This is a genomic window from Methanimicrococcus hongohii (assembly GCF_032594095.1).
Taxonomy (GTDB): Archaea; Halobacteriota; Methanosarcinia; order Methanosarcinales; family Methanosarcinaceae; genus Methanimicrococcus; species Methanimicrococcus hongohii.
This window is the reverse complement of sequence record NZ_CP131059.1, coordinates 463,142-480,980: the sequence shown is the minus strand read 5'-3', so window position 1 is coordinate 480,980 and position 17,839 is coordinate 463,142. Positions and strand designations below refer to the sequence as shown.

The window sequence follows — 17,839 nt, the reverse complement described above, 5'->3', positions numbered from 1 at the left end:
GCCGCGGGCAGAAAAAGAAAAACAAAAAAGAATAAACAAAAAGAAAAAAACAGAAAGAAAGCTTAAGCCTTCTTTCCCGCGATACCGATTGTCATTCCAATGCCTTCGATATCCCAATCTTTCACCAAATCGCCTGTTACGGTTTCCGGATTCAATGCGAAATTTCCGGCGCGAACTTCGGTTGAAATCGTTTCCGTCGTTTCTTTGATCAAATCGGAGACATGAGCGTCTTTAATTTGGACGGCGGCGGTGATTTGATCATCAACGGCCAAATTCAATTCTTTTCTCATATCCTGAATTCTGCGGATCACTTCTCTCGAATAGCCTTCCGCTTCCAATTCTTTCGTCAGCTTCGCGTCAACATAAACCATGCCGCAGTCGGATTCGCTGCCGGCAATACCTTCGGGAATCAATTCTTCAAAAATAACCATGTCAGGCGTTACGGTAACGACAGATCCGTCGGCAAGCGAAAGATCCATTTCTTCAACACGATCAAAAGCGTCTTTCAAAGACTTGGCGCCGGCTTCCGTGAGCGCGTCGGCAACCTTTTTCGCGTCCTGTTTGAATGCAGGCCCGAGAACGCTTTGGTTCGGCATCATCTGAACATCCAAATCCTTCCACGCTTCGCCGACAGCCAAAACTTCCACATCTTTCGAATTCGTCTGCTCCAGCAAAACATCTCTCAAATGCGCAAGCGCCGCCGCAATGCTGTCATCCGTCGGAACGACAACGATTCTTGAAATCGGCCATCTCAGCTTGCGTCCGGCTTTTTGGCGGGCGTTGGAAGACGCTTCAACAACGTTTCTCACAATTTTCATGTGTTCTTCAAGCTCGGCGTTGACGAAAACTTCCTTCACGACCGGCCAGTCATTCATATGAACCGAAAGCGGCGCATTCTCATCCGCATTTCTCACCAAATTCTGGTACATCGTCTCCGACAAATACGGCATGAACGGCGCCGTGAGCTTTGCAAGCGTCACATACGTTTCATAAAGCGTCGCGTAAACCGCCAATTTATCGGGGTCATTCGCCTCCGTCCATGTTCTCGGGCGAATCAGCTGAATGTACCAGCGGGAAAGGTCTTCCAAAATAAAATTAAACAAACCGCGAAGCGCCTTATGAAGCATTTTTTCATCCATCGCTTCCGTCACTTCAAGAACGGTTGACTGTAATCTTGAAAGAATCCATTTGTCTTCTTCGCGCATGCTGTCGATCAACGATTCTGCCGGATGTTCAAGCGGATTGAAATTGTCTAAAATCATATAAGGCAGCGGGAATTTGTAAACATTCCAAAGAATGTTGACTGTTCTGTTAACAGTGGCAACGTCGTCCCAAACAAATTTCAAATCGTCCCATGGCGCGCTCGAAGAAAGCGAATACGCGCGCAAAACATCGGCGCCGTACTTTTCAATCACTTCATCCGGCGTCACGATATTTCCGAGACTCTTAGACATCTTTTTTCCGTCTTTATCCATCGTAAAGCCGTGCATCAAAACGCTTTTGTAAGGCGTCTTGTCAAAAGCCGCAATCGATGCGCCGAGCTGAGAATAGAACCAGCCGCGTGTTTGATCGTGTCCTTCCGTAATAAAATCCGCCGGCCACATCTCTTCAAATTTATCGGTTCTGCCGGGGAAGCCGAGCGTCGCAAAAGAAGCAACAGCCGAGTCAAACCACACGTCAAACACATCTTTTGAACGAACCATCTTGCCACCGCAGCTGCAATCCAAAACGACTTCATCCACATACGGGCGGTGAAGCTCAATGTCGCCGGCTAACTGCGCTTTGGAAATCAATTCCTGCTTGGTGCCGAAAACGGCGCGCTCATGACAGTCCGGACAAGTCCAAATCGGAACCGGGATGCCCCAGTAACGCTGGCGGGAAATACACCAGTCGCGCGCGTCCGCCACCCAGTCTCTGAAGCGGGCAGAGCCGGCCCATTCCGGCGTCCATTCGATTTCATTGTCAATCGCGTCAAGCATCTCCCCTTTGATCTGCCCGACATCCAAAAACCACTGTTCTGTTGCGCGGTAGATGATTGCCGTTTTGCAGCGCCAGCAGTGACCGTATCTGTGCGTGATTTTTCCCTGCGACAAAAGCAGATCTTTGCTTTTCAAATCTTCAATAATAATGTCATTGGCATCCCGAATGTTTATGCCGGCATATTTTCCGGCTTCTTTTGTGTAAGCGCCGTTGGGGCCGACCGGACAGAAAATCGGCAAACCGAATTTTGTTCCGACATAAAAGTCGTCCAAACCGTGTCCGGGCGCAATGTGAACAATTCCCGTGTTGTCAAGCGAAACGTAATCCGCAGGATAAATTGCGTGCGCCATCTCGGCCTGAGCCGGAACTTCAGCGGCAAGCGGCGCGGTATATTCCAAACCTTGCAAGTCCGAGCCTTTTTTTGTTTCCAAAATTTCATGAGATGTATATTTGCCTCTTTTCATGATGAGCGGAACGGATTCTTTGCCGATGAGCAGCTTTTCAACTTTGCCGTCTTCTCTTGTTGCTTTGACGATTGCGTATTCGGCATCGGGATGAACGGCAGCAGCCACATTGGACGGAATGGTCCAGGGCGTTGTCGTCCAAATCACAATGTAGAAGTCCTGCTCGCCTTTGACGGGGAATTTAACGTAAATCGAATCATCGTCGCGGTCCATATATTCGACTTCGGAGTCGGCAATGGCAGTCTCGCAGCGCGGACACCAGTTCACGACACGTTTTCCTTCTTCCAAAAGACCTTTTTCATGCGCTTTTTGAATCACCCACCAGGCAGCTTCGATATATTCGTCTTTGAGCGTCATGTACGGATTGTCCCAGTCCATCCAAATGCCCAGCGCTTTGAATTGGTCTGTCATATCGCCTTTCTTTTCAATCGCGAAAGACTTGCATTCCTGAATAAAGTTGCCGACGCCGAATGTTTCGATATCTTTTTTAGATTTGAATCCGAGTTTTTCTTCCACTTTCACTTCAATCGGAAGGCCGTGCATGTCCCAGCCGGGCGTGTCGGTAACAGCGTCTCCGTTCATGGATCTGTATCTTAAAATCGAATCTTTGATGACTTTGTTCCAGGCGGTTCCCATATGAATGTGTCCGGTCGTATACGGCGGTCCGTCAACGAAAAAGAATTTTTTGCCGCTTTTGCGTCCTTCACGCGTTTTACGATACGCGTCGTTTTCATTCCAAAAGCGGTTGACCTGTTCTTCAACGGCTTTGGTTTCATATTTCTCCGGTATTTCCTGAAGCATGTCACTGTCCCTCGATAATTAATTGTAATGATTGTAATTAAATTTTGAATTTGAGTTTTAATTTGAGTTTTAATTTGAGTTTTAATTTGAGTTTTAATTTGAGTTTTAATTTGAGTTTTAATTTGAGTTTTAATTTGAGTTTTTGAATTTTAAAACGATAAAAACGAATTGAGTAATTTATATACTGACATATAAAGGTGTGGAACAAAGACCGCCTTTTCTTAAATATATTTCGAGAATGAGCTGTATCAATTAATTTATGACATACTTTTTTAATTTATACAGATTCTATAATAATTATTTTTAATAGTAATATTTATTAATAAGAAATTGTTATGAGACTTATATCGACTAATTTTTAAAAACAGTATTAAAATTATAAACGATGATAAATATAATAAATATATATTTATAATTTGATTGAGATATATTTTATTATCATATGGGTTGTTATTATGAAAAAACGAATTCAAGTTTTAACATTATTAATTGCGTGTCTGTTGTTTACAAGTTCATTTGCAACGGCTGAAATCGCAGCCGCTCAATTTGAATCTTCAGACGTAACGGTTTATTGGTACATTGAAGAAAACGGCGAACAAGTACTCATCGGTCAAAAAACCGTAACAGGTCAAATCGGAGAAACAATTGAAATCGATTCGATCGCAGACAGTGACAGCATCGAATATTCCGAAGGGAAAAACGCTCTGAATGTTATTTGGTCTTCTTATGAGACAGCTTCTGACAGTGACAGCGGTACAATCATTTTCGGTGAAACGACGGAAGTTAAATTCTATTTAATTCCTGTCGATCCGAATGAGCCTGTTCTGTTAAGAGAAAGCAGAGCCGCCGGATGGACCGCAGAAATATACCAAGTCATTCAAGTGCTGGATACAACGGTGAATCCGGCAGCTTTCCGCGATGAAACCGTTTTGGTCAAAACAATGCCTTTGACTGTTTCAAGTGATACAATTACTGTCACTTCAACAGAACTGACAAGCGAAACGCAAATCAACAGTGATTCCGCTCATACATGGACATATCAGGCAAATTACGCGGGAACCGGAGGAGTAACAGGTGAAGCAGCCGACGGCGGCACATTTAATACGGGCGGCTCTGCTGCGGGCGTTTTAAGATTTTACTATTCGCCGCCGGATTGGCAAAATGAGTACGATTTTGAAAATAATGTGCTGAATACGTCATCTGCGATTGTTTATACGCCTGCCGGCTGGAATGCGGCCGTCAGCAATTCAAGCATTACATACATGCGGCTCGGCGCAGACATTGATCAGCGAAACATTGCTTCCTCTTCCATTTCCGGATCCATGACAATTGACGGCGCCAAAAATCCGGCGAATCCGGGCAGTTCAAAAGAAGATTGGTATAAATACATTACAAACCGCACAATCGTTTCAAGTTCTGCAAATGTGCTGACTTGGAAAAACACATACATCATCGGCGGAACGACAAGCGGTCTTGTCAGCAGCAGCAATAAGCAAAATTTTGAAAACATATTTTATGTCGGACCTCAGCTTGTTAACAATATTTATTCGAATGTAACAATCAACGGAGCCGATATTATTATTGCAAATCCGTTTCAAAGTACTGTCAATTACGCAGGCGTTGCCATTCAAAATGCAGGAATGAGTACGATTTCAGCATCGGATGATCCGAAAGTTTTGAATTTGAATTTGTCAGGCACATCAACAGGGGAAGGCATTGTTGCAAACGCTTATGACATTCATTTGTCAGGCGATATCAATATTTATAAATACAGTTCAGTTATCGCAGACGGATTTATTTTCAGAGTAAACAAAGCGAATACGTTTATTATTGAAGATAATTCTAATATTGAAATACGCCATGCCGGCAGCGACAGCGGTGGTTTTAACAGGACTTATTTTATTGATACAAATGAGACTTATTATAATTTGAGCATCGGCGAAAAATCCAACTTTACATATTTTAATAAATATAAATTTTGGGACAGTATGAATGATGTTTCGAATTTCAATATCGGTGATTTTTCAAATATCATTTTGATTTCCGAAACCGGATCGCAGGAGGGAACATATTTCAATATTAATAATGCGACTACCGGTCTGTCTTTAGGCAATCATACGAAACTGTATGTTATTGCGAATAATTCGGATGCTTATACATCCACTTATCCGATGGCTTATATCGGAAAAATCAGTGCAGGCAATGACTCTCGATTAACTGTTGTCGGAAATACGACCGGCGCCAACGGTCCGGGAGAAGCAAAAAATATGATGGTTTTTACAAGCAGTAATTTTACCGTTGACCCCGGTTCTGAAGTTATTTTTATAAATAAAGGCCCCGGATCTGTTTTCAGAACCAATGGCGCAAATGGAGTTATTGTTAAAGAAAACAGTATTTTCCATATTATCGGCGCAGGAATTTCAAACAGCAGTCGCTACCCGCTTACGGCATATAATTTAACAATTGACCGGTCAGAAAATGTTATTATTTACAATAATTATTCCGCAGCGTCCGGCAATGCCCAAGCTGTCAGCTTTTTGAATCAATACAGTAATTTCAAAGCAACGAATATTTTGAATCTTAAAACATGGGCTGCAAATAATACGGAAAAATATGATATTGTAAGTGAAATTGTCGTTAATGAAACACAAAATTATTTGACAAATCCTGAAGGCTCTCCTTTCAATGTCACTTCATATGTCGATACCGCAGGAACGGTTTCGAATTTGAATGTCTTACTTTCAACAGAATCTGAAAATCCGTCAGCAGCTGTGCCCGCGATTGCTTTGAGTGATATTCACTTTAATAAAAACAGAATTTTTGAATTTAACGGCAGGCAAGTCCAAGAATATGACGTGACTTTATACTGGAAAGATCCGTCCGATCAAATCGGCGGCGGAACGGTTCGTGAAGATGACACTGTTGAAAAAGGGATTGATTGGAGTTTTTCAAATGATATGATCAATAATGTTGAGCCTGTTCGTGAATATTATGAGTTTGACGGTTGGTATCGTGACGAAACCTATCTCATTCCTTATGATATTACTGCAATCATTAAAGACACTTTGAATCCTGATGATACAGGGTTGACGCTGTACGGAAAATGGATTTACACAGGAACAGATGTAAATTTAATTTATGATAAGGGTAATGCCGGCGACAATGAATTGACCGGAACATGGCCCGAACAGGTAACCGGCATTTCATCCGGAACACAAAATTATCCGCTCAATGACGGTTCCGGCTTTAAGCGTTTAGGATACGATTTTGCCGGCTGGAGCACGGTTCCTGTTACCGATTCGCTGAGTTCAACAGACGACGTTCCCGCAACAGTTGTTTCTGAAATGAATTTTACAACGGAAGATGTGACGGTTTACGCCGTTTGGCGCGGAAATGATACGGGCGGCGCAATTAATTATACTGTGACTTATCAGCTCAATGATTCCGACGGCGGCACGGTTCCCGCACCGCAATCCGGTTTGAAGCATTCTGATGTGACACTTTCCGGAAATACGGATTTATACAAAACAGGATTTGACTGGAACGGCTGGAAGGAAAACGGAACCGCAGGACCTGTATTGACTGTTATTTCCGGCATTGACCGCAATTACGTATTGGATCCGGTTTGGGTCGAAAACAGTACAAAGTTGAAACTGACGTATGATAAAAGCGGCGCTGATGACAATAATCTGACAGGCAATTGGCCGGCTCAGGCAGCAGACATTTCAATTTATACGAAAAATTATCCGCTCAATGACGGTTCCGGCTTTAAGCGTTTAGGATACGATTTTGCCGGCTGGAGCACGGTTCCCGTCTCCGATCCGCTGAGTTCAACAGACGGCGTTCCCGCAACAGTTGTTTCTGAAATGAATTTTACAACGGAAGATGTGACGGTTTACGCCGTTTGGCGCGGAAACGAAACGGGCGGCTCAATTAATTACACGGTGACTTATCAGCTTAACGATTCCGACGGCGGCACGGTTCCCGCACCGCAATCCGGTTTGAAGCATTCTGATGTGACACTTTCCGGAAATACGGATTTGTACAAAACAGGATTTGACTGGAACGGCTGGAAAGAAAACGGAACCGCAGGACCTGTATTGACTGTTATTTCCGGCATTGACCGCAATTACGTATTGGATCCGGTTTGGGTCGAAAACAGTACAAAGTTGAAACTGACGTATGATAAAAGCGGCGCTGATGACAATAATCTGACAGGCAATTGGCCGGCTCAGGCAGCAGACATTTCAATTTATACGAAAAATTATCCGCTCAATGACGGTTCCGGCTTTAAGCGTTTAGGATACGATTTTGCCGGCTGGAGCACGGTTCCCGTCTCCGATCCGCTGAGTTCAACAGACGGCGTTCCCGCAACAGTTGTTTCTGAAATGAATTTTACAACGGAAGATGTGACGGTTTACGCCGTTTGGCGCGGAAACGAAACGGGCGGCTCAATTAATTACACGGTGACTTATCAGCTTAACGATTCCGACGGCGGCACGGTTCCCGCACCGCAATCCGGTTTGAAGCATTCTGATGTGACACTTTCCGGAAATACGGATTTGTACAAAACAGGATTTGACTGGAACGGCTGGAAAGAAAACGGAACCGCAGGACCTGTATTGACTGTTATTTCCGGCATTGACCGCAATTACGTATTGGATCCGGTTTGGGTCGAAAACAGTACAAAGTTGAAACTGACGTATGATAAAAGCGGCGCTGATGACAATAATCTGACAGGCAATTGGCCGGCTCAGGCAGCAGACATTTCAATTTATACGAAAAATTATCCGCTCAATGACGGTTCCGGCTTTAAGCGTTTAGGATACGATTTTGCCGGCTGGAGCACGGTTCCCGTCTCCGATCCGCTGAGTTCAACAGACGGCGTTCCCGCAACAGTTGTTTCTGAAATGAATTTTACAACGGAAGATGTGACGGTTTACGCCGTTTGGCGCGGAAATGATACGGGCGGCGCAATTAATTACACTGTGACTTATCAGCTTAATGATTCCGACGGCGGCACGGTTCCCGCACCGCAATCAGGTTTGAAGCATTCTGATGTGACACTTTCCGGAAATACGGATTTGTACAAAACAGGATTTGACTGGAACGGCTGGAAGGAAAACGGAACCGCAGGACCTGTATTGACTGTTATTTCCGCGATTGACCGCAATTATGTATTGGATCCGGTTTGGGTCGAAAACAGTACAAAACTGAAACTGACGTATGATAAAAGCGGCGCTGATGACAATAATCTGACAGGCAATTGGCCGGCTCAGGCAGCAGACATTTCAATTTATACGAAAAATTATCCGCTCAATGACGGTTCCGGCTTTAAGCGTTTAGGATACGATTTTGCCGGCTGGAGCACGGTTCCTGTTACCGATTCGCTGAGTTCAGCAGACGGCGTTCCCGCAACAGTTGTTTCTCAAATTGATTTTACAACGGAAGATGTGACGGTTTACGCCGTTTGGCGCGGAAACGAAACGGGCGGCGCAATTAATTACACTGTGACGTATTTGAATACGGGTGCTGACGGCGGCAATGCGCCTTCCGAAACGCAGGTGCTGATGAACACGGTAAATGTGCCGCTTGATGCGACGGGCGGCGATCTGTACAAAGCCGGAAACAATTGGACGGGATGGCAGGATAATTCCACCGGAACGCCCGGCGGCAGCGCCGTGACAACGATTCCGGTCATGGATAAAGATTACGCGTTTGATCCGATTTGGACGACAAGCGGCACGACATTGAATTTGAATTACGATACGGGCGTCTCTTCCGGCGATTTGCCTGTCTGGCCGGCAAATGAATCCGGCATTCCGGTTCACACGAAAGGCCGCACATTGAATAACAGCGTGACTCGTCTCGGCTACACTTTCGTCGGTTGGACGGCTGACGTTTCTCAAAAAGACAATGTTTTGAAGGCTTCAGAAAACGAGCCGAGCGGCATCATCACCGAAGTTGATTTTACAACGGAAGATGTGACAGTCTATCCGATTTGGCGCGGAAATGATACGGGCGAAGCGATCCTTTACAGCGTGACGTATTTGAATACGGGTGCTGACGGCGGCAATGCGCCTTCCGGAACGCAGGTGCTGATGAACACGGTAAATGTGCCGCTTGATGCGATGGGCGGCGATTTGTACAAAGCCGGAAACAATTGGGCCGGATGGCAGGATAATTCCACCGGAACGCCCGCCGGCAGCGCCGTGACAGCGATTCCGGTCATGGATAAAGATTATGCGTTTGATCCGATTTGGACGGCAAGCGGCACGACATTGAATTTGAATTACGACACAGATGTTTCTCCAAGCGATTTGCCTGTCTGGCCGGCAAATGAATCCGGCATTCAGGTTCACACGAAAGACCGCACATTGAATAACAGTGTGACTCGCCTCGGCTACACTTTTGTCGGGTGGACGGCTGACGTTTCTCAAAAAGACAGTGTTTTGAAAGCTTCAGAAAACGAGCCGAGCAGCATCATCACAGAAGTTGATTTTACAACGGCGGACGTGACAGTCTATCCGATTTGGCGCGGAAATGATACGGGCGAAGCGATCCTTTACAGCGTGACGTATTTGAATACGGGCGCTGACGGCGGCAATGCGCCTTCCGAAACGCAGGTGCTGATGAACACGGTAAATGTGCCGCTTGATACGACGGGCGGCGATTTGTACAAAGCCGGGAACAATTGGACGGGATGGCAGGATAATTCCACCGGAACGCCCGGCGGCAGCGCCGTGACAGCGATTCCGGTCATGGATAAAGATTACGCGTTTGATCCGATTTGGACGGCAAGCGGCACGACATTGAATTTGAATTACGACACAGATGTTTCTCCAAGCGATTTGCCTGTCTGGCCGGCAAATGAATCCGGCATTCCGGTTCACACGAAAGGCCGCACATTGAATAACAGTGTGACTCGCCTCGGCTACACTTTCGTCGGTTGGACGGCTGACGTTTCTCAAAAAGACAGTGTTTTGACGGCTTCGGAAAATGAGCCGAGCGGCATCATCACCGAAGTTGATTTTACAACGGCGGACGTGACAGTCTATCCGATTTGGCGCGGAAATGACACGAGCGAAGCGATCCTTTACAGCATAACATATTTGAATACGGGCGCCGACGGCGGCAATGCGCCTTCCGAAACGCAAGTGCTGATGAACACGGCAAATGTGCCGCTTGATACGACGGGCGGCGATTTGTACAAAGCCGGAAACAATTGGACGGGATGGCAGGATAATTCCACCGGAACGCCCGGCGGCAGCGCCGTGACAGCGATTCAGGTCATGGACAAAGATTATGCGTTTGATCCGATTTGGACGGCAAGCGGCACGACATTGAATTTGAATTACGACACAGATGTTTCTCCAAGCGATTTGCCTGTCTGGCCGGCAAATGAATCCGACATTCCTGTTCACACGAAAGGTCACACATTGAATAACAGTGTGATTCGCCTCGGCTACACTTTTGTCGGTTGGACGGCTGACGTTTCTCAAAAAGACAGTGTTTTGAAGGCTTCGGAAAACGAGCCGAGCGGCATCATCACAGAGGTTGATTTTACAACGGAAGATGTGACAGTCTATCCGATTTGGCGCGGAAATGATACGGGCGAAGCGATCCTTTACAACGTAACATATTTGAATACGGGTGCTGACGGCGGCAATGCGCCTTCCGGAACGCAGGTGCTGATGAACACGGCAAATGTGCCGCTTGATGCGACGGGCGGCGATTTGTACAAAGCCGGAAACAATTGGACGGGATGGCAGGATAATTCCACCGGAACGCCCGGCGGCAACGCCGTGACATTGATTCCGGTCATGAATAAAGATTATGCGTTTGATCCGATTTGGACGGCAAGCGGCACGACATTGAATTTGAATTACGATACGGGCGTCTCTTCCGGCGATTTGCTTGTCTGGCCGGCAAATGAATCCGACATTCCGGTTCACACGAAAGACCGCACATTGAATAACAGTGTGACTCGCCTCGGCTACACTTTCGTCGGGTGGACGGCTGACGTTTCTCAAAAAGACAGTGTTTTGACGGCTTCGGAAAATGAGCCGAGCGGCATCATCACAGAAGTTGATTTTACAACGGCGGACGTGACAGTCTATCCGATTTGGCGCGGAAATGACACGAGCGAAGCGATCCTTTACAGCATAACATATTTGAATACGGGCGCCGACGGCGGCAATGCGCCTTCCGAAACGCAAGTGCTGATGAACACGGCAAATGTGCCGCTTGATACGACGGGCGGCGATTTGTACAAAGCCGGAAACAATTGGACGGGATGGCAGGATAATTCCACCGGAACGCCCGGCGGCAGCGCCGTGACAGCGATTCAGGTCATGGACAAAGATTATGCGTTTGATCCGATTTGGACGGCAAGCGGCACGACATTGAATTTGAATTACGACACAGATGTTTCTCCAAGCGATTTGCCTGTCTGGCCGGCAAATGAATCCGACATTCCTGTTCACACGAAAGGTCACACATTGAATAACAGTGTGATTCGCCTCGGCTACACTTTTGTCGGTTGGACGGCTGACGTTTCTCAAAAAGACAGTGTTTTGAAGGCTTCGGAAAACGAGCCGAGCGGCATCATCACCGAAGTTGATTTTGAAACGGAAGACGTGACAGTCTATCCGATTTGGCGCGGAAATGATACGGGTGAAGCAATCCTTTACAGCGTGACGTATTTGAATACGGGTGCTGACGGCGGCAATGCGCCTTCCGAAACGCAAGTGCTGATGAACACGGCAAATGTGCCGCTTGACGCAACGGGCGGCGATTTGTACAAAGCCGGAAACAATTGGGCCGGTTGGCAGGATAATTCCACCGGAACGCCCGGCGGCAGTGCCGTGACATCGATTCCGGTCATGAATAAAGATTATGCGTTTGATCCGATTTGGACGGCAAGCGGCACGACATTGAATTTGAATTACGACACGGATGTTTCTCCAAGCGATTTGCTTGTCTGGCCGGCAAATGAATCCGACATTCCGGTTCACACGAAAGGCCGCACATTGAATAACAGTGCGACTCGCCTCGGCTACACTTTTGTCGGGTGGACGGCTGACGTTTCTCAAAAAGACAGTGTTTTGAAGGCTTCGGAAAACGAGCCGAGCGGCATCATCACAGAAGTTGATTTTACAACGGCGGACGTGACAGTCTATCCGATTTGGCGCGGAAATGATACGGGCGGTGCAATCCTTTACAGTGTGACGTATTTGAACACGGGCGCTGACGGCGGTAATGCGCCTTCCGAAACGCAGGTGCTGATGAACACGGCAAATGTGCCGCTTGATGCAACGGGCGGCGATTTGTACAAAGCCGGAAACAATTGGACGGGATGGCAGGATAATTCCACAGGAACGCCCGGCGGCAGCGCCGTGACAACGATTCCGGTCATGGATAAAGATTACGCGTTTGATCCGATTTGGACGGCAAGCGGCACGACATTGAATTTGAATTACGATACGGGCGTCTCTTCCGGCGATTTGCTTTCTTGGCCGGCAAATGAATCCGGCATTCCGGTTCACACGAAAGACCGCACATTGAATAACAGTGTGACTCGCCTCGGCTACACTTTTGTCGGGTGGACGGCTGACGTTTCTCAAAAAGACAGTGTTTTGAAGGCTTCAGAAATCGAGCCGAGCGGCATCATCACAGAAGTTGATTTTACAACAGCGGACGTGACAGTCTATCCGATTTGGCGCGGAAACGAAACGGGCGAAGCGATCCTTTACAGCGTGACGTATTTGAATATGGGCGCTGACGGCGGCAATGCGCCTTCCGAAACGCAGGTGCTGATGAACACGGTAAATGTGCTGCTTGATGCAACAGGCGGCGATTTGTACAAAGCCGGAAACGATTGGACGGGATGGCAGGATAATTCCACAGGAACGCCCGGCGGCGGCGCCGTGACATCAATTCCGGTCATGGATAAAGATTACGCGTTTGATCCGATTTGGACGGCAAGCGGCACGACATTGAATTTGAATTACGACACGGATGTTTCTCCAAGCGATTTGCCTGTCTGGCCGGCAAATGAATCCGGCATTCCGGTTCACACGAAAGACCGCACATTGAATAACAGTGTGACTCGCCTCGGCTACACTTTTGTCGGTTGGACGGCTGACGTTTCTCAAAAAGACAGTGTTTTGACGGCTTCAGAAATCGAGCCGAGCGGCATCATCACAGAGGTTGATTTTACAACGGAAGATGTGACAGTCTATCCGATTTGGCGCGGAAATGATACGGGCGAAGCGATCCTTTACAACGTAACATATTTGAATACGGGTGCTGACGGCGGCAATGCGCCTTCCGGAACGCAGGTGCTGATGAACACGGCAAATGTGCCGCTTGATGCGACGGGCGGCGATTTGTACAAAGCCGGAAACAATTGGACGGGATGGCAGGATAATTCCACCGGAACGCCCGGCGGCAACGCCGTGACATTGATTCCGGTCATGAATAAAGATTATGCGTTTGATCCGATTTGGACGGCAAGCGGCACGACATTGAATTTGAATTACGATACGGGCGTCTCTTCCGGCGATTTGCTTGTCTGGCCGGCAAATGAATCCGACATTCCGGTTCACACGAAAGACCGCACATTGAATAACAGTGTGACTCGCCTCGGCTACACTTTCGTCGGGTGGACGGCTGACGTTTCTCAAAAAGACAGTGTTTTGACGGCTTCGGAAAATGAGCCGAGCGGCATCATCACAGAAGTTGATTTTACAACGGCGGACGTGACAGTCTATCCGATTTGGCGCGGAAATGACACGAGCGAAGCGATCCTTTACAGCATAACATATTTGAATACGGGCGCCGACGGCGGCAATGCGCCTTCCGAAACGCAAGTGCTGATGAACACGGCAAATGTGCCGCTTGATACGACGGGCGGCGATTTGTACAAAGCCGGAAACAATTGGACGGGATGGCAGGATAATTCCACCGGAACGCCCGGCGGCAGCGCCGTGACAGCGATTCAGGTCATGGACAAAGATTATGCGTTTGATCCGATTTGGACGGCAAGCGGCACGACATTGAATTTGAATTACGACACAGATGTTTCTCCAAGCGATTTGCCTGTCTGGCCGGCAAATGAATCCGACATTCCTGTTCACACGAAAGGTCACACATTGAATAACAGTGTGATTCGCCTCGGCTACACTTTTGTCGGTTGGACGGCTGACGTTTCTCAAAAAGACAGTGTTTTGAAGGCTTCGGAAAACGAGCCGAGCGGCATCATCACAGAGGTTGATTTTACAACGGAAGATGTGACAGTCTATCCGATTTGGCGCGGAAATGATACGGGCGAAGCGATCCTTTACAACGTAACATATTTGAATACGGGTGCTGACGGCGGCAATGCGCCTTCCGGAACGCAGGTGCTGATGAACACGGCAAATGTGCCGCTTGATGCGACGGGCGGCGATTTGTACAAAGCCGGAAACAATTGGACGGGATGGCAGGATAATTCCACCGGAACGCCCGGCGGCAACGCCGTGACATTGATTCCGGTCATGAATAAAGATTATGCGTTTGATCCGATTTGGACGGCAAGCGGCACGACATTGAATTTGAATTACGATACGGGCGTCTCTTCCGGCGATTTGCTTGTCTGGCCGGCAAATGAATCCGACATTCCGGTTCACACGAAAGACCGCACATTGAATAACAGTGTGACTCGCCTCGGCTACACTTTCGTCGGGTGGACGGCTGACGTTTCTCAAAAAGACAGTGTTTTGACGGCTTCGGAAAATGAGCCGAGCGGCATCATCACAGAAGTTGATTTTACAACGGCGGACGTGACAGTCTATCCGATTTGGCGCGGAAATGACACGAGCGAAGCGATCCTTTACAGCATAACATATTTGAATACGGGCGCCGACGGCGGCAATGCGCCTTCCGAAACGCAAGTGCTGATGAACACGGCAAATGTGCCGCTTGATACGACGGGCGGCGATTTGTACAAAGCCGGAAACAATTGGACGGGATGGCAGGATAATTCCACCGGAACGCCCGGCGGCAGCGCCGTGACAGCGATTCAGGTCATGGACAAAGATTATGCGTTTGATCCGATTTGGACGGCAAGCGGCACGACATTGAATTTGAATTACGACACAGATGTTTCTCCAAGCGATTTGCCTGTCTGGCCGGCAAATGAATCCGACATTCCTGTTCACACGAAAGGTCACACATTGAATAACAGTGTGATTCGCCTCGGCTACACTTTTGTCGGTTGGACGGCTGACGTTTCTCAAAAAGACAGTGTTTTGAAGGCTTCGGAAAACGAGCCGAGCGGCATCATCACCGAAGTTGATTTTGAAACGGAAGACGTGACAGTCTATCCGATTTGGCGCGGAAATGATACGGGTGAAGCAATCCTTTACAGCGTGACGTATTTGAATACGGGTGCTGACGGCGGCAATGCGCCTTCCGAAACGCAAGTGCTGATGAACACGGCAAATGTGCCGCTTGACGCAACGGGCGGCGATTTGTACAAAGCCGGAAACAATTGGGCCGGTTGGCAGGATAATTCCACCGGAACGCCCGGCGGCAGTGCCGTGACATCGATTCCGGTCATGAATAAAGATTATGCGTTTGATCCGATTTGGACGGCAAGCGGCACGACATTGAATTTGAATTACGACACGGATGTTTCTCCAAGCGATTTGCTTGTCTGGCCGGCAAATGAATCCGACATTCCGGTTCACACGAAAGGCCGCACATTGAATAACAGTGCGACTCGCCTCGGCTACACTTTTGTCGGGTGGACGGCTGACGTTTCTCAAAAAGACAGTGTTTTGAAGGCTTCGGAAAACGAGCCGAGCGGCATCATCACAGAAGTTGATTTTACAACGGCGGACGTGACAGTCTATCCGATTTGGCGCGGAAATGATACGGGCGGTGCAATCCTTTACAGTGTGACGTATTTGAACACGGGCGCTGACGGCGGTAATGCGCCTTCCGAAACGCAGGTGCTGATGAACACGGCAAATGTGCCGCTTGATGCAACGGGCGGCGATTTGTACAAAGCCGGAAACAATTGGACGGGATGGCAGGATAATTCCACAGGAACGCCCGGCGGCAGCGCCGTGACAACGATTCCGGTCATGGATAAAGATTACGCGTTTGATCCGATTTGGACGGCAAGCGGCACGACATTGAATTTGAATTACGATACGGGCGTCTCTTCCGGCGATTTGCTTTCTTGGCCGGCAAATGAATCCGGCATTCCGGTTCACACGAAAGACCGCACATTGAATAACAGTGTGACTCGCCTCGGCTACACTTTTGTCGGGTGGACGGCTGACGTTTCTCAAAAAGACAGTGTTTTGAAAGCTTCAGAAAACGAGCCGAGCGGCATCATCACAGAAGTTGATTTTACAACGGCGGACGTGACAGTCTATCCGATTTGGCGCGGAAATGATACGGGCGAAGCGATCCTTTACAACGTAACGTATTTGAATACGGGCGCTGACGGCGGCAATGCGCCTTCCGAAACGCAGGTGCTGATGAACACGGTAAATGTGCCGCTTGATACGACGGGCGGCGATTTGTACAAAGCCGGAAACAATTGGACGGGATGGCAGGATAATTCCACCGGAACGCCCGGCGGCGGCGCCGTGACAACGATTCCGGTCATGGATAAAGATTACGCGTTTGATCCGATTTGGACGGCAAGCGGCACGACATTGAATTTGAATTACGATACGGGCGTCTCTTCCGGCGATTTGCTTGTCTGGCCGGCAAATGAATCCGACATTCCGGTTCACACGAAAGACCGCACATTGAATAACAGTGTGACTCGCCTCGGCTACACTTTCGTCGGGTGGACGGCTGACGTTTCTCAAAAAGACAGTGTTTTGAAAGCTTCAGCGCCGGAACCGAGCGGCATCATCACAGAAGTTGATTTTACAACGGAAGATGTGACAATCTATCCGATTTGGCGCGGAAATGATACGGGTGAAGCAATCCTTTACAGCGTGACGTATTTGAATACGGGTGCTGACGGCGGCAATGCGCCTTCCGGAACGCAGGTGCTGATGAACACGGCAAATGTGCCGCTTGATACGACGGGCGGCGATTTGTACAAAGCCGGAAACAATTGGGCCGGATGGCAGGATAATTCCACCGGAACGCCCGGCGGCAGCGCCGTGACAGCGATTCCGGTCATGGATAAAGATTACGCGTTTGATCCGATTTGGAAGAAAGATAATACTTCAGGCGGCGGCGGTTCCGGTCAAGGCAATGCAACTGTTGTTGATCCGGAAGATTCGAATCCCGAACCTGAACCGGAGCCTGAGCCGGAACCCGAACCACCCGGACCCGGACCAAATCCGCAGCCTGAGCCGGACACCGATTCGATTAAAGCTGCAGTTGTCTTGATTTTCCTGACAGCAATCGCTGTTTATTTGTTTACATGGAAACAAAGAAAAGAAAAAGATGAAGAAATTGATGAAGAACAAAAGTCAGGAAACTGATTTTTGTTTTATTCTTTTTGTTTTATTTTTATAGAACAGTGTTATTATTCAATAAGATTTAAAGATTCAACTTTGAAAATTTTTAAATGA

The 17,839-nt window shown here is 47.9% G+C and carries 2 protein-coding genes; one reads left to right on the top strand and one right to left on the bottom strand.

What is annotated here, in order from left to right:
- Positions 1 to 62 precede the first annotated feature (62 nt).
- Entirely contained in the window at positions 63 to 3,245 is a 3,183-nt protein-coding gene (ileS, locus tag MmiHf6_RS02105; RefSeq protein ID WP_316558062.1) for an isoleucine--tRNA ligase, read from the bottom strand.
- Between the two features lie 455 nt (positions 3,246 to 3,700).
- On the opposite strand from ileS, the gene MmiHf6_RS02100 reads away from it, so the two are divergent.
- Entirely contained in the window at positions 3,701 to 17,749 is a 14,049-nt protein-coding gene (locus MmiHf6_RS02100; RefSeq protein WP_316558061.1) for an InlB B-repeat-containing protein, read from the top strand.
- Positions 17,750 to 17,839: the final 90 nt, after the last annotated feature.